The organism is Runella sp. MFBS21 (assembly GCF_029433105.1).
Lineage (GTDB): Bacteria > Bacteroidota > Bacteroidia > Cytophagales > Spirosomataceae > Runella.
The window spans coordinates 975,427-994,041 of sequence record NZ_JARNTW010000001.1 but is presented as its reverse complement, the minus strand read 5'-3'; the positions used below and the strand labels follow the sequence as shown (position 1 = coordinate 994,041).

Sequence of the window (18,615 nt, the reverse complement as noted above, 5' to 3'; positions counted from 1 at the left end):
TTAAAAGGCTAGGATTCTGTCCTAGCCTTTTAAATTTTACCCTTTTCCCAACAATTCGTCAAGCCCCTTGTCTTTATCGTTCAAAAAAAGAGGTTTGTGAAAATGATGTAATTTTTGAAGCAAATACAACAATTGTAGCTTCTCGACCTCATTTAGATTGCCTGCAATAATCAAACTCGCCTTTCGCATCTCGCCAAAAGTCCCAAACAATACTCCTCTTCCTTTGTCTGTAATAAGCAACCGCTTACTGCGGCGGTCGTGAGTGTCATCAATCTGCTCAATGAGCTCGTGATTAAGCAATCTCTTGATTACTTCCATACCTGTGGTTTTTTCATGGATATTCATTTCAATGATTTCGGTTTTAGTACAGCCACCACGCTGCCAAATGCCCGCTAAATAGCCAAAATCATCCACTGTAATCAGATTGGTTTGATCCAAGGCTTTTTTAATGTATCCTTTTGCATAACGATACAAAAACGCTATTAACTGAGACAATAGCGCCTCTACGGTTTCTCCATTTTCAAACTGTACTGCCTCAGCCGTTGACTTACTGAATACCTGCTGATTTAGGAAAGCCACAAAACTTTCCATGTCGTTTCGGTGATTAGGAGGGCGCTGTGCCTCATAAGCAGCCAAGTGGACTATCAATTGTTGCAAAAGGTCATAATTCATATATTATATGAAAACATTCTAAAATTTAGAAAATATTATGTTTTCGTACAAACAATTTCTGAGATTGTATGTTATTGTACTGTATTCTATACTTTAAACAAAGAAAAAAGAATAATGTTCAAAGAAACCTCCACCCGATAACAGCCATGAACCCATTCTTGACATTAGATAATATAGCCCGTCTGAAATCTATCCGAACCCAAATCATTGATATACTCGTCAGCGACTTTTGCGTACCGATAGAGATGATTCACCCCCAGGCTCATTTGAGCAGAGACCTAGGTTTTGATATAATAAGGCAAGCTCTTTTCATCCAGCGTATTATCTCTCACTTTTCTATCCCTATTCCAGCATACAAACATAGTCAACTTTACACAATTCAAAAGGTTATGCAGTATTTATATAAGCATCAAAACACACCAACAGCACTATCCACTTCGCGGGGTTTGCTAGGTAGCGTAGTGATTTTCTTTACATTTTTTTTGCAAACAGCTTGGTCCCAAAACAATGGTACCATTTTGGGCATTGTGAAAGACAAACGCACCCAAGAAGCCCTAGTGGGTGTAACCGTACAAGCCGAAAATACAACCTTAGGTACCACTACAGATACAGATGGTAAATTTAAGCTTACACTCCCTGTGGGAAGCTACAACCTAAAAGCTAGTTTCGTAGGCTATAAAGCGGCTAGTAAGTTTAATGTGGTACTTACCTCAGGCAATGCCCAACAAATCAATTTTGAGCTGGAAGAGGAAGCTTTACAGCTGGAAGAAGCCAAGGTGGTATTTAACCGCTCTATCTCAGTGGCTTCAGTCGAAACGCCCAACTCCATTCAGAAACTTACTACCGAAGAAATCAAAAATAATCCAGGGGGTAACTTTGATATTTCGCGGGTGATTCAAGTACTGCCAGGAGTAGGCGGTACGGCTGGCTCAGTGGGAGGTTTTCGCAATGATCTCATCATCAGAGGAGGCGGGCCAAACGAAAACGTCTTTTACCTCGACGGCATCGAAATTCCCGTTATCAATCACTTTGCTACACAAGGAAGCTCGGGCGGGCCTACGGGTATTCTCAACGTATCTTTTATTGAAGATGCTACGCTGAGTTCGAGTAGTTTCAATGCGCGTTATGACAATGCCTTGTCTTCGGTGCTCCAATTTCGCCAACGCGAAGGAAACCCCGAACGAGTTCAAGGCAATATACGGGTAAGTTCTACAGAAGTAGCGGGAACGTTTGAGGGGCCGCTTTCGCCTAAAACCACTTTTTTAGCTTCGGTGAGACGTTCGTATTTGCAGTTTTTATTTAAGGCTATCGATTTACCAATTCGCCCCAATTATTGGGATTTTCAGTACAAGGTTACTCACAAAATCAACAAAAAAACCACTCTTACCGCTATCGGAGTGGGTGCTATTGATGAGTTTACGTTTGCTGTGCCCAAAGAAAGCAGCCCCGAAAAAGAGTACATCTTACGCTCTAATCCCAACATCAATCAATGGAACTATACTACAGGGTTTTCGCTCAAAAGATTGCTTGACAATGGTTTTCTGAATGTTTCATTGAGTCGCAATATGTTTGACAATCGTCTTGATAGATTTGAAGACAACCGTCAAGGAGATGAAAGATACCGAGTACTGAAAAGTAATTCTCAGGAAATTGAAAATAAACTTCGTATTGATGTCAACAAATTTGTGGGTAAATGGGAATACAGTTATGGAGCAGTGTTGCAATATGTCAAATACAACAATGATTTTTTCAATATACTTCGTCGAGAAATCAAAGATGCCCAAGGTCAAATCATTCAACCCGCTGTCAATATTAGTTTTAATACTGCCATTGATTTTTTCAAATATGGTGCTTTTGCGCAAGTCAATCGTAAATTGTTCAATGACCGACTCAATCTGTCGGCTGGACTACGCACCGACATGAATTCTTTTACTGATGAAGGCAACAACCCCCTTCAAACCCTCAGCCCACGTCTCTCAGCAAGCTATCAACTCAGCGATAAATGGCGAATCAATGCTTCGATAGGGCGATATTTCAAAACTCCTATTTATACAGTTTTGGGCTATCGTCAAGACGGCAATTTTGTAAACAAATCCAACAAATACATTCGTTCAGACCATTTGGTAGCGGGGCTTGAGTTTATTCCAACTCCTACAACACGTATTACTCTTGAAGGCTTTTCTAAAACTTACGACAATTATCCCGTATCCACACGTGATGGTATTTCGTTGGCAAATCAAGGGGGCAATTTTGGAGCTATCGGCAATGAAGCCGTCACTAGTACGGGCCAAGGACGTAGCCGAGGAGTGGAGTTTTTTGTGCAACAAAAGCTTACCAAAAACTTCTTTGGCGTACTGAGTTACACTTACTTTAAGTCAGAGTTTACGGGCAAAGACGGCAAATACATTGCCTCTGCATGGGACAATCGACATCTGTTATCAACCCAACTTGGTTATAAATTCAAGAAAGGTTGGGAACTAGGACTAAAATGGCTTTATCAGGGAGGTTCTCCTTATACGCCTTTTGACTTGGTGGCTTCTCAGCGCAACTATCTCACGACGGGCGTCGGTACGGAAGATTATACTCGCCTCAATAGCCAACGCCTCAAAGCTTTTAGTCGGGTAGATTTTAGGGTTGATAAAAAATGGAATTATAAAAAAATCTCTATTGATTTATTTTTTGACTTTCAAAATGCTTTGTTAACCGCCAACCCCGCTTTTCCACAATATACTTTTGAGCGATTGGCCGACAACTCAGGCTTCAAAACCACCGACGGACAGGCGCTGAAATTGGATGGTAGCAATGGAATTCCGCTTATTTTGGCCAATGAAGACTCCAATTTTACACCCGCATTAGGCTTAGTAATCGAATTTTAAAGACTGTATCTTATGTAAAAAGGGAGGCTTGTCGGCCTCCCTTTCTGTATAAATAAAAATTAGTTTATACCATAGCCCCTACTCGCTCCAAAAGCTTTTTGGTAGCCTTGATACCATCATATTCTGAAGTTACATTTCCTTCATACTCAATACCAATGATTCCTCTAAATCCAGCGTCTTTTACAATCTTAAGCAAACGAGCATAATCCATTTTAGCTTCATTGCCTTTTTCATCAAAATCGTTGGTTTTGGCACTTACGCCCTTTGCGTAAGACATTAGTTCTTTTACGCCTTTGTAGCGATCATACTCTTCAACACATTTGCCGCCCCACTCGCTATTGTCGCTACGTTTTACACAGAAGTTACCGAAGTCAGGTAGCGTTCCTACATTTTTCATGTTGATTTGCTTCATTACCCCTGAAAGCCATTGCCCATCGGAAGAATAGCCTCCGTGGTTTTCGACAATCACGTTGATACCAACGGGTTTGGCAAATTCGCCCAATTTCCCTAATCCGTCCACCGCAGCTTTGGCCACTTCTTCGGCAGAGCCTTTCCCAAACGAATTGACCCGGATGGTTTTACAGCCTAAGTATTTGGCACATTCTACCCATTTTTTATGATTTTCTACGGCTTTGTTACGCACGGTGGCATCGGTTTCGGCAAGGCCGCCTTCTCCGTCAATCATAATGAGGTGATTCTTCACATTGTTGTCTTTACAACGCATTAGCAATTCATTAAGATAAGCCGTGTCCTTGGCTTTATCTTTGAACATTTGATTGACATATTCGACAATCCCGATTCCAAATTCTTTACGAGCTATCACGGGAAAATCTAAATTAGTCAGTTTTTTTTCGTTGAAAATAGTCTTGTGCAAAGACCACTCTGCCAATGAAATTTCAAACCAAAGTTTTTGGGGTTCGGCGGCAAAAATTTCAGGAGAGAAGGCAGCCATGCCCGCCAATGCCCCTAAGTCTTTGATGAAAGTGCGGCGATTACTCATTTGTTAAGGTTATGTTTTAATTTATGATTGTTGACCACGAATAAGTTGGAGTAGCAAATTCATCCCTTTTTGTAACTCTGCTTGCCCAGCCGTGACATCATGTCTAAACTCAGCAAACATTAGCCCTTGGTTATCTACCTTAGTTTCTAGCCTGTCTACCTTAGTTTCTAGTCTATCTACTTTGGTTTCTAACTTATCCACTTTGATTTCCAACCTATCCACTTTGGTTTCTAGAGATGCGACTGCTACTTTCAAGCTCGCAATGTCAATTGAATTTGAAGCCACTTTAAGACTTAGGTGAGCTACTTCTTCCGCGATTCTGTCTTGTTTTTTTAATATCTCAGACACGATTTCTTCTAGCTGAGATAAACGTTCTTTCTCGGTCATACATGCTACTTTTTAATGCAATTAACAAAAGAAATCTCTCAACCCAAAATCTATTTTTTGCCTACATACCGCTCAAAAAATTCATAAATACGGAGCATTCTATCAATCCGTTGACGAGGATTTCCGCTACGGCTGAGTTCGTGTGTGCCACTGGGCATTCTTACATATTCTACTTCGCGACCTAGTATTTTTAGGGATTTATACATCATTTCACTCTGAATTACCCCCGTACGAAGGTCATTTTCGCCATGTTTGATAAGCAATGGTGTTTTTATTTTGTCCACAAACGTATAAGGCGAATTGGCCTCCATAGAAGCTTTTGCTTCTTTTTCCCAAGGATACCCTCCAAAGTATCCCGGTACCAAACGCCACGCGTTGCCCTCTCCCATGAAGGTGGTCAAATCGTACACTCCACGCTGCGCAAAAGCAGCCTTAAAACGGCTATCGTGCGCTACAATCCACGCCGTAAGATAGCCCGCATACGAACCTCCCGTAATCACCTGTCGCGACGTATCGGCCCAAGCCTCTTTGGCAGCTTCAGTACAAGCCCGAAGCACGTCGTCGGCAGGGCCAGTCCCCCAATCTCGATAGTTGGCCCTCATAAACTCTACCCCGTAGCCTCCTGAACCCCGAGGATTGGCATAGACTACCCCATACCCTTGCGCACAAAAAAACTGAAACTCATGCCACATTGACGCCTCTCCAGGTCCCCACATTGCAGTAGGGCCACCGTGCATATTGAGTAACAAAGGGTATTTTTTTCCCGCTTCCGCAAACGTCGGTTTCATAATCCAATACTCAATCGTCTGCCCTTTTTCGTTTTTAAAAGTATGTTTTTCGGGCATACTTAAAGCTTTTTTAGCTACCCAATCGTTGTGAGAAGATAGCTTCGTCGCATTTTTAATCAATATATCTGATACATACAGCTCTGAAGGATTCAATACTTCTGTTTTGGCAAATACAACTTTATTGGGCGCCAAGTCAAAGTCTGTAATACCACTTTCAAAATCTGAAAGTTGTTCTACTTTATCAAGGGTAGGTACAGCTCTAAACACAGGGACACCGCCATTGGAAGAAGCCGTAAAATAAACATAAGCTACTTTCCCTACTTCTTTTTTGCTTTTAGGAAAAGTTAAGGTCACCCATTTGAGATTCCCCGCCGAGCGGTCAAATGAATTGATAGTATATTTTGAATTCGAGGTTTTAAGATTCAAAAATCCCAAATGACCTTGGTCGAGAGTAGCAGGTTTGACAGGCGCTTGTGAAGTAATAAACGCCAGCCATTGTCCATCAGGAGAAGGTGTAGGCTGTCCAAAGTTTCGTCCTTTTTCTACCAATATTGTACGAACATTGCTACCGTCCGCATTCATGACACAAATACGGCTTTCAAGATCTCTATCGGGATGCACCAAACTATCAGCACGGGTTGAAAACCAAATAGATTTGCCATCGCCAGACCACGTAGCTCCTCCATAAGAATAAAAACCCTTGGTGAGCGCAGTGGGCTTAGCTCCTTCTTTTACTTCTACTACTATCAAATGCGAAAAACTCAGGTCTTGGCCCGCAGCGGCTTCGCCCTGAAAATTGAGGCGATTGATAACCTTTGCTTTTTTATCTTCTACATCTTTGTCCAGATAAGCCCTAATTTCTTCTATGGTTCCGTCAGGATTAGGCTTGGCGGTATTTTTCTTTAAAAATTCATTTTTTCCAAAACCTGCTTTTTCCAAACTCCAAACAGGAGCGTTTTGAGATGGATTAAGAGTAGAATCACCCATCAAAGCCGCAAAATTGAGACTTGTAGAAAATAAAATTTTACTACCATCGGGCGAAAATTGAGGTGCTGAAGCACCGTGTTTATAATCCGTGAGCTGCCATGCTTCTCCACCGTCGAGGGGCATTACAAAAACTTGAGATTTACCTTTGACAGCCCGCACAAAAGCGATGCTTTTTCCATCTGGACTCCATACGGCCTGACTTGCGCTTTCGGTGCCCCGCGTAAGGGCGCGAGGCGGAGTTTTGGTCTCTAAATCTACCAACCAAAGATGCGTACGATATTCGTATTCAAACGGCTCAGTAGCAGATTCGGTAGTAGTGACAGTATAGACGGCACGCTTTCCATCGGGTGATAGCACCACTCCTCCCACTTGTTTGATTTTGGTCAAATCTGAGGTCACTATTTTCTCTTTGTTTTGGGCAAAACTTCCTAGAGAGAGAGAAATAAGGAGTATTGAGAAGTAAATGGTTTTTATGTAGCTTTTAAAAAACATTGTTTTTGGGGTTTGTTGATTTATCCTCTAAAGTAAGCACTTTTCTAGTTTTGACAATAATCAATCGTTTTCGCGTTACCTTTGTAATCACATAAGTACATAGTTCACCCAGAAAATCAATTGATATGCGAAACGTAAAAGTTGGTTTAGTGCAGATGAGTTGCACGGCCGATGTTGACCATAATTTAGCAAAAGCTATTGCCAAAACCCGCGAAGCTGCCGCCCAAGGGGCGCAAATTGTGTGTTTGCAAGAGCTGTTTAAGTCCCTTTATTTTTGTGATGTCGAAGACCACGCCAACTTCAATTTAGGTGAATCTATCCCCGGCCCTACCACTGATACGCTTAGTGATTTGGCGAAGGAATTAGGCATCGTCATCATTGCATCATTATTTGAAAAACGTGCGCCTGGATTATACCACAATACCACCGCCGTATTAGATGCCGACGGTACTTACCTTGGCAAGTACCGCAAAATGCACATCCCCGACGACCCTGGCTATTATGAGAAATTTTATTTTACACCCGGTGATTTGGGCTATAAGGTTTTCAATACAAAATTTGGGAAACTAGGAGTTCTGATTTGCTGGGATCAATGGTATCCTGAAGCCGCTCGCATCACAAGTTTGATGGGGGCTGAAATTTTATTTTATCCCACTGCTATCGGTTGGGATACCAACGAGCAAGACCCTAGTATCAATGTAGAACAATATAACGCTTGGCAAACCATTCAGCGGAGTCATTCGGTGGCCAATGGTGTCTATGTAGTGTCTGTCAATCGGGTAGGGCGCGAAGCCGATCAACAATTTTGGGGAGGGTCTTTTGTGTCAAATCCATTTGGTAGCCTCTTATATCTTGCTTCTCACGACCAAGAAGAAGTGAAAGTCGTAGAACTAGATTTGGACAAAACCGAATATTATCGTACCACTTGGCCCTACTTGCGCGACCGCCGCATCGATAGCTATCAGCCTATTACCAAGAGACTTATTGATGAATAACGATAAAAAATGGGGTGTAAAAACACCCCATTTTTTATTATTTGTGTCTTTCTTTCAAGACATCCACAATATCATCCAAATCCATTCCTCTTTGCTCCAGCAAAATAAGATAGTGGAAAAGTAAATCGGCTGCCTCATTTTTGAAAAGCTCGTCGTTGGTATCTTTGGCTTCAATCACCAATTCTACGGCTTCTTCTCCCACTTTTTGGGCGATTTTATTTACCCCTCTTTTAAACAACTTACTGGTATAAGATGCCTCTGAAGGGTTGTTTTTACGGTCACGAATGATTTGTTTTTGTAGATAATTCAAAAATGGGGCTTTACCTTCATTTTTTTCAAAAAAGCAAGTATCTGCTCCCGTATGACAAGTAGGCCCGATAGGATGCGCTTTGATAAGAATGGTATCTTGATCGCAGTCTACCAAAACTTCTTTCACTTCCAAAAAATTACCTGACGTTTCCCCTTTAGTCCAAAGGCGTTGTTTGCTTCTACTAAAAAAAGTCACTACTGCTTCCTGCTGCGTTTTGGTAAGTGCCTCTTGGTTCATATATCCGAGCATAAGTACTTTGCCAGTTTCATAGTCTTGAATCACGGCAGGTACCAATCCATCGGGAGATTTTGTAAAGTCGATTTGCATTGAATTGATATTTGACGCTCAACGCTGACAACCGAACTCTTCGAGAGAAATTCAACTGCCAGCGTTGGGGTCTATTTGGGAATAATTTAGTAAGGATTAATTGCCGAAACTTGCATATAAGCGTACATCATCTAGCATGATTTCGTCGCCACACATGATTACCAAACGCTCAATAACGTTGCGAAGTTCGCGAACATTTCCTGTCCACGGCAAAGATTTTAGATACTGCATTGCATCCGGCAGGATTGTTTTGGGTACGCCACCATATTCCTGCGAAACATCGTACAAGAATTTTTCGGACAGCAAAGAGATATCTTCTCTTCTTTCGGCCAAAGGTGGTACATGAATAGGAATGACATTGAGGCGGTGATACAAATCTTCCCTAAAACCTCCTTCCGAGATTTCTCTTTTGAGGTCTTTGTTGGTAGCAGCAATCACCCGCACATTTATTTTTATTTCTTTGTCTCCTCCTACTCGAGTGATTTTACTTTCTTGTAAAGCCCTTAACACTTTTGCTTGAGCGGATAAGCTCATATCTCCAATTTCATCCAAGAAAAGTGTACCTCCATCGGCTTGCTCAAATTTGCCAATACGCTGCTTTACAGCACCCGTAAAAGCTCCTTTTTCATACCCAAAAAGCTCACTTTCAATCAATTCGCTTGGAATAGCGGCACAGTTCACCTCGATTAAAGGCTTATTGCCCCGATTGCTCCGTTCGTGGATTTGTTTAGCAACCATCTCTTTTCCAGAACCATTGGCGCCCGTGATGAGTACCCTTGCTTCTGTAGGAGCTACCCGCTCGATAGTTTCTTTCACTTTTCGAATTGGGGCAGATTCTCCCACAATTTCATTGATTTTGAAAATTCGCTTTTTCAAATCAACGGTTTCTGCTACCAATTTCGATTTTTCGATGGCATTTCGTACCGAAACCAGCAAACGGTTCAAATCTGGGGGTTTGGTAATAAAATCATAGGCTCCACGCTTGGTAGCTTCTACAGCATTCTCGATGTTACCATAAGCAGATATCATAATAAACTGCGTGGGGCGGCCAGCTTCTCCTGCTTTTAGGAGCACTTCTAGTCCCTCAAGCTTAGGCATTTTGATGTCACAAAGAGCCACATCATAATGATTCTTTAAAATCATACTGAGCCCTTCTTCTCCATCCTTAGCCTCTTCCACCTCATAATCTTCATACTCTAAAATATCACGCAATGCCGCACGGATGCTTTTTTCATCATCCACTATTAAGATTTTTGCCATCTATATTTTGGTGAATTAATCGTTAATCATTAATCACTCAAGAGTTAATAGGTCCACTCAAAAATATAAATATGATGAGTCGTTTTGTAAGATAACTATTAACTTTCAACTGAAATAAACACTTAATTGGAGCAAATTTAGCAAACCAACCGCGAAAATTACGCGAAAGAATTCCGCTTTTACAAATTATTTTCTCTATTCATGAGATATTTTCCCCATTTTATTACTCAAATCGGTAACCATATCGTTTTGTTATTTTCTTCTTTTTCATTTTTTCCACCGAAACTACCATTTTAACATCTTCCAAAGGACGGTCTGCGCGGTCGCGAGGGCGGCTTGCGATACTATCTATCACTGCTACACCACTTATAATTTGCCCAAATACTGTATAGCCTCCATCTAAATGAGGAGTACCACCTACGGTTTTATAGGCTTCTTTTTGCTGTGGTGTGGGTATGCGCCCTCCCCGCCTCAATTGAGCATCTAGGGCAATTTCGTCCATTATCTTCCCTTGTACGATATAAAACTGACAAGCCGAGGATTTTTTTTCGGGGTTGTTGTCGCGGGCAGCAGCCAAAGCCCCTTTTTGGTGAAACAACTCAGGACGAAACTCGGCCGGAATTCGCTCTAGATTTCCGCCGCCGCTTCCTAGGCGTTCGCCGGGAGCGGCATTTCGTGAATTAGGGTCACCTCCCTGAATCATAAATCCCTCAATTACTCTGTGAAACAAGAGATTATCATAAAACTTTTCTTCTACAAGTTTTATAAAATTTTGTTTGTGAAGCGGGGTTTGATCATGTAAAACTGCTTTCATTTCTCCATAAGGCGTCTTGAAAGTGATTAAATAATCTTTTTTAGATTTTTTCTGGGCAAAAGAATTAATACAAATGACCAGTAGAAAGAATAAGTAAAAGGGTCTCATTGCGCTTTGGCATTATTTTTTCACGAAATTGCAATCAAAAAAATTGTTTCCCAAATTCCCCACACTTCCGTGAACAAACGCAAAATTTTTAACGACCCCGTTTACGGTTTCATCAGCATCCCGTCTGATTTTTTATTTGACCTCATCGAGCATCCTTTTTTTCAAAGACTGCGCCGCATCCGTCAGCTAGGCATGGCTGAGCTTGTATATCCAGGAGCCTTGCATACACGTTTTCATCATGCTTTAGGAGCTATGCACCTGATGACTCAGGCACTGAGCACATTAAGAGGCAAGGGGCATTTGATTTGGGACGCCGAATGGGAAGCAGCTCATATTGCGATTTTATTGCACGATATTGGCCACGGCCCTTTTTCTCACGTCCTAGAGAAAACCCTCCTCAACGGTGTAGCACATGAGTACCTCTCATTGGAAATTATGAAAGAACTCAACCGACAAACGGACGGACGACTAGATTTAGCAATTCAGATGTTTGAAGGAAGTTACCCTAGGCAATTTTTTCACCAACTTGTATCAAGTCAGCTTGATATGGATCGTATGGATTACCTAAACAGAGATTGTTTCTTTACGGGAGTAGCCGAGGGAGCTATTGGTACGGAGCGAATCATCAAGATGTTTGATATTGTAGACGACCAATTGGTGATAGAATCAAAAGGGATACTAAGTATCGAAAATTTCCTCAATGCCCGTCGGTTGATGTATTGGCAAGTGTACCTTCACAAGACCTCTATCTGTGCAGAAGTAATGCTAATTCAGGCTATCACACGAGCTCGAGAATTGGCAATGAAAGGTGAATCCATTTTTGCCCCGCCTCATTTTGCTGTTTTTCTTACTCAAAATATCACATTCCAACGCTTTCAAGAAAATGCCGAATATCTAAACGCTTTTCTACAAATTGATGATTATGATGTTTGGTCATGTATTAAAATTTGGGCGCAGCATCCTGACTTAGTACTATCGACTATTTGCCAGAGAATATTAGACCGAAAATTGTACAAAATCCAGTTTAGCAATCACCCTTTTGATGAAAATTATCTCTTAAGTATCTCAGCGCAACTCCACGAACAAGGCATCGAAGCAGACCTATATCCTTATTTTATGGTGCAGGGTCAATCCACCAATGCGGCCTATGTATCAAGTAAAGAACATATTCTGATTAAGATGAAAGATGGCAAAGTAAGGGATATTGCAGAGGCGTCTGATTTGCCAACTATCAAAGCCCTTAGTAATATTGTCCGAAAGTATTATGTTTGTTGGATGAAACCTCTAACTTTGCACTCTTAAATCAGACCGTATGGAATTTACCGTCAAGCAGATAGCTGGACTGCTCGGAGGAGAAATAGAAGGAGACGAAAATCTGAAAGTCAATCAGTTAGCAAAAATTGAAGAAGGAAAAGCTGGGGCTATTTCTTTCTTATCAAATCTCAAATATGAGCCTTATTTGTACACTACCGAAGCATCAGCGGTTATTATTGATAAGCGTTTTGAGCCTAGACACGCTATTAAGACTACACTTATCAGAGTTGACAACTCCTATACTGCTTTTACTCAGCTTCTTCAAGTATATGAACAAATCCTTAAAGGAAACAAGCAAGGAATTGAACAACCTTCGTATTTAGGAGAGAATTCGAAAGTAGGAGAAGGGTTATATTTAGGAGCTTTTGCCTATGTAGGCAAAAATTGTACTATCGGGCAAAACGTAAAGATTTATCCTCAAGCTTATATAGGCGACAATGTCCAGATTGGTGACAATTGTGTCATTCATTCGGGAGTTAAAATCTACAACAATTCCATTATTGGAAAAAATTGTATTTTTTTTGCCAACGCTGTCATCGGAAGCGATGGTTTTGGGTTTGCTCCCCAGCCCGACGGCTCTTACAAAACAATTCCTCAACTTGGCAACGTCGTGATTGAGGACAACGTAAGTATAGGAGCTGGGGCAACGGTCGATTGTGCCACTATGGGCTCGACTATCATACGACAAGGTGTAAAAATTGATAATTTGGTGCAAGTAGGCCACAATGTCGAAATTGGTAAACATACAGTGATTGCGGCTCAAGTGGGTATTGCAGGATCTACCAAAATTGGTGAATGCTGTACTATCGGTGGGCAGGCAGGCTTTGGGGGGCATATTTATGTTGCGAATAAAACCAAAGTAGGAGGTCAATCTGGCGTAAACCGTACTTGGGAAAAAGAAGGATTGTCACTGAATGGTACGCCAGCCATTGAACTCCAAGACAGTTTGCGAGCACTGGCCGTTTTTCGTAAGCTACCTTTGCTTGAAAAAAGAGTATACGAACTAGAGAAAAAAAATCAAGAAGATAAATCATAAGGAATGTTGAACATTAAACAACAAACCATCGAAAAATCCGTGTCGGTATCGGGTGTAGGTTTACACACAGGTGTTTCCGCCACGATGACCTTTCTTCCCGCACCTATCAATCACGGATACAAATTTCAACGCATCGATTTAGAAGGTCAGCCTATCATCGACGCCGATGTTGACAATGTGGTAGATGTATCCCGTGGTACCACACTTGAGCAAAACGGAGCACGGGTATATACCGTGGAGCATACTCTGGCGGCTCTAGTGGGTCTTCAAATCGACAATGCCCTTATCCAACTCGATGGGCCAGAACCGCCTATTATGGATGGTAGCTCTATCAAGTTTGTCGAAGCTTTAAGAGATGCGGGTATTGTGGAGCAAAACGCCTCTCGAAATTATTTCGAAATACCAGAACCTGTTCGGTATATCAATGCTGAAAAAGACATTGAGATGGTAGCACTTCCTCTCAATGACTACCGACTCACTGTGATGGTTGACTACAACTCAAAAGTAATCAGTAGCCAACACGCCTCTCTCAACGATATCACCACCTTCTCACGTGAAATAGCCTCCTGCCGCACCTTCTGTTTTTTGCATGAGCTAGAAGCACTCTATAAAGCCAACCTCATCAAAGGAGGAGATTTGACCAATGCCATCGTCATCGTAGACCGAGATGTAGAAGAAGGGGAGCTAGATTATTTGTCTCAATTGTTGAATAAACCCAAAATTGGTGTCAACAAAAATGTAGGCATTCTTAACAATCTAGAATTGCATTATCCTAACGAAATGGCTCGCCATAAACTCCTTGATGTAGTGGGAGATTTGGCATTGGTAGGCCGCCCCATCAAAGGTCAAATTTTAGCTGCTCGCCCTGGCCACGCTGCCAATGTAGCTTTGGCTAAGAAAATCAAGAAGCTGGTTCAATCTTCCAAAAGTCATGTACCACACTATGACCCTAAAGTGGCTCCAGTGATGGACTTGAAGCGTATCTGTGAGCTTCTGCCCCACCGATATCCGTTTTTAATGATTGATAAAATCGTTTATATGGATGAAAACAGCGTAGCTGGTTTGAAAAATGTCACCATGAACGAACCCTTCTTTACGGGTCATTTTCCAAACAATCCTGTCATGCCAGGAGTTTTACAGATGGAAGCAATGGCACAAACGGGCGCTATTTTGGCTCTTAGCTCTCAACCCGACCCCGAAAACTATTGGCCTTTCTTGGCAGCTATCGAAAATTGCCGTTTTCGCCGAAATGTAGTACCGGGTGATACGGTCATATTCAAATGTGAGTTTACGGCACCTATCAAACGTGGTATCGTCAAAATGCACGGGGCAGGCTACGTAGCTGGCCAACTTGTTTGCGAAGCTGATATGACCGCGAGCTTAGTGAGAAAAAAATAATATAAGGATTAACAACCTCTCAAGTTTATAGTAAAACTAATGCTATAAACTCAATCTTATGAATTACTGATCCAAAGAATGATTCAACCACTTGCATACATACATCCTGAGGCAAAAATCGCTCATAATGTAGTCATTGAACCCTTTGCGATTATCCACAAAGACGTCGAAATCGGTGAAGGTAGCTGGATAGGCTCGCATGCCGTTATCAATGAAGGCTCCCGAATCGGGAAAAATTGTAAGATTTTTTCAGGTGCCGTCATTTCTTCGATTCCTCAAGATCTCAAATTTAAAGGAGAATATACCCTCACCTATATTGGTGATAATACAACTATCCGAGAATATGTGACCATCAGCCGAGGAACTGAAGAGTATTGGAAAACCGAAATAGGCGCCAACTGCCTCATCATGGCATATGCCCACGTGGCTCACGACTGCCGTATTGGCAACAATTGCATTATCGGAAATACAGTTCAGCTCGCAGGGCATGTTCATATTGGTGATTGGGCTATCGTAAGTGCGGCAAGTTTGATTCACCAATTCAGCAAAATCGGTGCTCATGCTATGGTATCTGGGGCTTCTTTGGTAAGAAAAGATGTACCACCTTTCACCAAGGCAGCCCGTGAGCCCCTTTCATACGCTGGTGTCAACTCCATAGGTCTAAGAAGAAGAGGATATAGCAATCAACAAATCAATGAAATTCAGGAGGTTTACCGCTATATCTATTTAAGAGGCCTCAACAATACAGAAGCCTTAGAGCAGATTGAAATTGAGTTACCCTCTTCTATCGAACGGGACGAAATCGTTAATTTTATTCGTAATTCAGAAAGGGGTATCATCAAGGCTCCTAACAGTAGTCATTCTGACGCTAGCGACGATTAAAAATACACATGCTTTCTTATCCAAAAATCCCCAACAGAGGCTTTGACAGCGTCGTTGGGGATTTTTTTATGTAGAATACAAAACAACCATAAGATAAGACAATGGAGAGCTATCTCCTAACGTTATTCTTTTATTACCAAAAGTTGTAACATTTCAATAAGAGCTACTTAATTTTGTAACCAATTGAATGCATCTATACATCTTAAAAATTCAATGGCTTCATTTTCAACTACTTCCCACTTTAAAACATTTTAAATACTTCCTCCAAAAACACCATTCTAAACTATAAACCCTTATGATAAATTATTTTTACTTATACCATATCACCCCTAAACATTTTAATGCTTACAAACTTTATCTTAAAAGATGAGTTTGATTCAGCAGAATTAAATCAAGGTTTCAACCTTTTTAATTTTAATGTTTTATGAAATATTGGTGGTGCTTTTGGTGGATAAGTATCGGCGCAATGTTAATGCCGAAAGTTGTTAGAGCTGACGACAATGAACGGTATTTAGCCGTTTTGCTGCTTAATCTTGATCGTAGAAATGATGTCGATTTGGACATACTCGAAGATGCCGTCAAAGCGGGCTGCAACGCCGTCCATCTTACTATTCATTGGGATCAAGTATATCCCAGTATTTCGTCGCAGCCCGACTGGCAAAAGTACGATACACAGATTGCACTAGCCCAAAAATTGGGTGTCAAGATTGCTTTAAGAATTTATTTAGGACGTAATGAGGGACGGATTCAGGGTTTTTGGACTCCCGACCAAAGACAGCATGACCAACAAGGCAAACCCTTAGTGGCGGGTTATGCAAGCACTTTTTTCTCCTATGCCCATCGCCCTTCTGTAGAAAAAGCCCGAGAATTTATCAAAGAAGTATGCCAACGCTATGTCGAACATCAAAAGCAAGGCAGAATATCTTGGGTCTCCGTATGCTCTACTCCTACCCAAGAGACAGGCTATTATCATGAAAACAATCCCGACGGTAGTCCCTACGCTACGGTGTTTGATTATTCTCCTTCCATGAAAGAGGAGTTTAAAATCTGGGCAAGTAGGAAGTATCAAAAAATCGCCCGTTTGAATGTAGCTTGGCAAACTCAATACAATAGTTTTGAAGAGGTTGTTCCTCCTACTTCTCTCAAAAATCGAGACCAAATATTTTGGGGAGACGCCGGCAAAGATTGGTATGTTTTTAGGCATGCTATTTTCAAGCAATTTATTGAACAAACTACCCAAACCATCAAATCGGTACATCCTCAGTATCGGGTTATTACAGATTTTGGTTCTGTTTTTGACCAACTGAGCACTGTGTGTGGAAGTTTGGCATTTCGGGATTTAAATCTTACCACCGACGGCGTCAAAATCAACGATGACGTACACTATGACCACCGTTTCTCAATTGATGTATTGAGAAGCAATGTCTTACCAGGGCAATGGGTTCTGAACGAAGTTTTTCCAGATTTTAGACAAGGCCAAGAGCCAGTTGTCAAACAGATTGACGAGAATTTTGCCCACGGTGCACGCTGGATTAGTATTGTGATTGGGACTCGGAATATTTTAGAGCAAATGCGCCCTATCATTCAGAAAGCCGTTCCTAAATGGTTACAGGTTCCCTTTACACCACCCCAAGCTAAGTCCTTCATGACTTATAACCTTTCTCAGGTGCTAGAGTTTGGCTATTTTAGTGGAGGAGTGTACAGCGAATGGAGCAACAAAGCAGGTCCGGCGTCTAATCGTCAACCCGTCGAAATCCGGATGGTAGAAGACCTACTCGCTGATTCTCTCAGAGGCTCTATCAATAGGCACCCTTTTGTCAAAAATGCCCTTCCAACCAAAACCATAAGAGTAAATAGCTCTTTTTCTTACAAACTTAGCTCAGAAGTATTTGGAGATTTGGATGGATTGATTAGTAGCGTCGAAGCCATTAATTTACCCAATTGGCTTTCTTTTCAGGGGGGAGTGTTTAGGGGAATTCCTAACCAGCTTGGGACCTACAGTTTTACACTAAAAGCTACCGACGACGACGGTGCTAGCATCGAAACCCCTTTTACTATCATAGTCAACGAAGTAGGAGTTCTCAATCGCCCTCCTACTGTTAAAAAGCCATACCCTGAAGCAATTGGACTCTACAAGCAACCGCTGATTTTCACCATAAAGGATAGTATTTTTACCGATAGTGATGGATTTATAAGTAGGATTGAAGTAGAAGGACTACCCACATGGGCCCAATACCGAAACGGCGAAATCCGAGGATTAGCAGATACCGTGGGCGTATACTTAGTGATGCTCCGTGCCTATGATGACGAAGAAGCCATGGTTTCTACAACTCTCAAAATTAGTATTAACTACCCCACTGTTTTCTTTGATTTAATCAAAGCAGGCCGCCCAGGCGAGCGCATTTTACTAAAAAGATTAAGGCCAAACGATCGTCTTTTAGAACATGAACTACCGCCTTATATCAATGTTTATTCTTCATGCGACGCTATCTTTGACACCTTCGTATTAGAACTTACAGGAAGTCAATCACGCACAGTGTCCACAGACCGCTCCCCTTTTTCACTTTATGAAGGAGACTTAGGCATGCCCGCGATTGCGGGCAAATATATTTTGAAGGGTACCGCTTATTTTAAGAAAGACCTCATTGCATCTACTATCTACGAATTTGAAATATTACCAACTGACCCTACCACTCGACTTCCAACCGAAATTGATGACTGGGCTGTATATCCCAATCCTGCGCTAGACTTTATCAATATTAAATTACCACTAGGCAAAGCCTCCACCCCCATTAGGCTTATCAGTTTGCTAGGAGCAGAGATAGTATTACCTGAAAGAGCTATTTTTAGAACCGAAGGTTTGATTTCGATTAATGTACGTCAACTAAAGCTCGCACCAGGCATGTATCTTTTAAAATTGCAAAATGAAGATGCCACTTGGCGAACCTTCAAAGTGATAAAACAATAAA

Annotated in this window: 14 protein-coding genes; 7 read left to right on the top strand and 7 right to left on the bottom strand. The window is 41.6% G+C overall.

Translation table 11 applies throughout. The features are described from left to right. Positions 1-36 precede the first annotated feature (36 nt). Positions 37-672 (bottom strand): MarR family winged helix-turn-helix transcriptional regulator, encoded by a 636-nt coding sequence (locus tag P1X15_RS03850; RefSeq protein ID WP_277336810.1) that lies wholly within the window; start codon positions 670-672, stop codon positions 37-39. Between the two features lie 146 nt (positions 673-818). On the opposite strand from P1X15_RS03850, the gene P1X15_RS03845 reads away from it, so the two are divergent. Next, positions 819-3,548, top strand: coding sequence for a TonB-dependent receptor domain-containing protein (locus P1X15_RS03845; protein WP_277336809.1), 2,730 nt, complete (start codon positions 819-821; stop codon positions 3,546-3,548). A gap of 64 nt (positions 3,549-3,612) precedes the next feature. Here the strand turns inward: P1X15_RS03845 and P1X15_RS03840 are convergent, their stop codons facing one another. Genes P1X15_RS03840 through P1X15_RS03830 form a run of 3 tightly spaced genes read right to left on the bottom strand, consistent with a single transcriptional unit; the run spans position 3,613 to position 7,202 of the window. Then, the gene (locus tag P1X15_RS03840; protein WP_277336808.1) at positions 3,613-4,548 is read right to left on the bottom strand and encodes a sugar phosphate isomerase/epimerase; all 936 of its coding nucleotides are present in this window, start codon (positions 4,546-4,548) and stop codon (positions 3,613-3,615) included. Between the two features lie 21 nt (positions 4,549-4,569). Then, entirely contained in the window at positions 4,570-4,935 is a 366-nt protein-coding gene (locus tag P1X15_RS03835; protein ID WP_277336807.1) for a hypothetical protein, read from the bottom strand. Positions 4,936-4,985: 50 nt separating this feature from the next. Further along, positions 4,986-7,202, bottom strand: a complete 2,217-nt coding sequence (locus P1X15_RS03830; protein WP_277336806.1) for a S9 family peptidase — start codon at positions 7,200-7,202, stop codon at positions 4,986-4,988. A 125-nt stretch (positions 7,203-7,327) separates the two neighbouring features. Between P1X15_RS03830 and P1X15_RS03825 the strand changes: the two genes are divergently transcribed. Further along, the gene (locus P1X15_RS03825; RefSeq protein WP_277336805.1) at positions 7,328-8,197 is read left to right on the top strand and encodes a carbon-nitrogen hydrolase; all 870 of its coding nucleotides are present in this window, start codon (positions 7,328-7,330) and stop codon (positions 8,195-8,197) included. Between the two features lie 37 nt (positions 8,198-8,234). Here the strand turns inward: P1X15_RS03825 and hisIE are convergent, their stop codons facing one another. The 3 genes from hisIE to P1X15_RS03810 form a co-directional block, all read right to left on the bottom strand. Further along, positions 8,235-8,834: a bifunctional phosphoribosyl-AMP cyclohydrolase/phosphoribosyl-ATP diphosphatase HisIE gene (gene hisIE / locus P1X15_RS03820; RefSeq protein ID WP_277336804.1), complete on the bottom strand. Its 600-nt coding sequence runs from the start codon at positions 8,832-8,834 to the stop codon at positions 8,235-8,237. A gap of 96 nt (positions 8,835-8,930) precedes the next feature. Further along, positions 8,931-10,094 (bottom strand): sigma-54 dependent transcriptional regulator, encoded by a 1,164-nt coding sequence (locus tag P1X15_RS03815; RefSeq protein ID WP_277336803.1) that lies wholly within the window; start codon positions 10,092-10,094, stop codon positions 8,931-8,933. A gap of 223 nt (positions 10,095-10,317) precedes the next feature. Then, complete coding sequence (locus tag P1X15_RS03810) at positions 10,318-11,016, bottom strand: peptidylprolyl isomerase (RefSeq protein ID WP_277336802.1); 699 nt, start codon at positions 11,014-11,016, stop codon at positions 10,318-10,320. Between the two features lie 69 nt (positions 11,017-11,085). On the opposite strand from P1X15_RS03810, the gene P1X15_RS03805 reads away from it, so the two are divergent. The 5 genes from P1X15_RS03805 (at position 11,086) to P1X15_RS03785 (ending at position 18,614) form a co-directional block, all read left to right on the top strand. After that, complete coding sequence (locus P1X15_RS03805) at positions 11,086-12,318, top strand: HD domain-containing protein (protein WP_277336801.1); 1,233 nt, start codon at positions 11,086-11,088, stop codon at positions 12,316-12,318. 10 nt (positions 12,319-12,328) lie between these two features. After that, a complete protein-coding gene (gene lpxD / locus P1X15_RS03800; protein ID WP_277336800.1) occupies positions 12,329-13,366 on the top strand; it encodes a UDP-3-O-(3-hydroxymyristoyl)glucosamine N-acyltransferase in 1,038 nt (345 codons plus the stop codon). Between the two features lie 6 nt (positions 13,367-13,372). Beyond that, positions 13,373-14,764 (top strand): bifunctional UDP-3-O-[3-hydroxymyristoyl] N-acetylglucosamine deacetylase/3-hydroxyacyl-ACP dehydratase, encoded by a 1,392-nt coding sequence (locus tag P1X15_RS03795; protein ID WP_028667189.1) that lies wholly within the window; start codon positions 13,373-13,375, stop codon positions 14,762-14,764. Between the two features lie 78 nt (positions 14,765-14,842). Beyond that, entirely contained in the window at positions 14,843-15,646 is an 804-nt protein-coding gene (lpxA, locus tag P1X15_RS03790) for an acyl-ACP--UDP-N-acetylglucosamine O-acyltransferase (RefSeq protein ID WP_277336799.1), read from the top strand. 424 nt (positions 15,647-16,070) lie between these two features. Then, entirely contained in the window at positions 16,071-18,614 is a 2,544-nt protein-coding gene (locus P1X15_RS03785) for a beta-galactosidase (protein ID WP_277336798.1), read from the top strand. The last annotated feature ends 1 nt before the right edge of the window (position 18,615 follow it).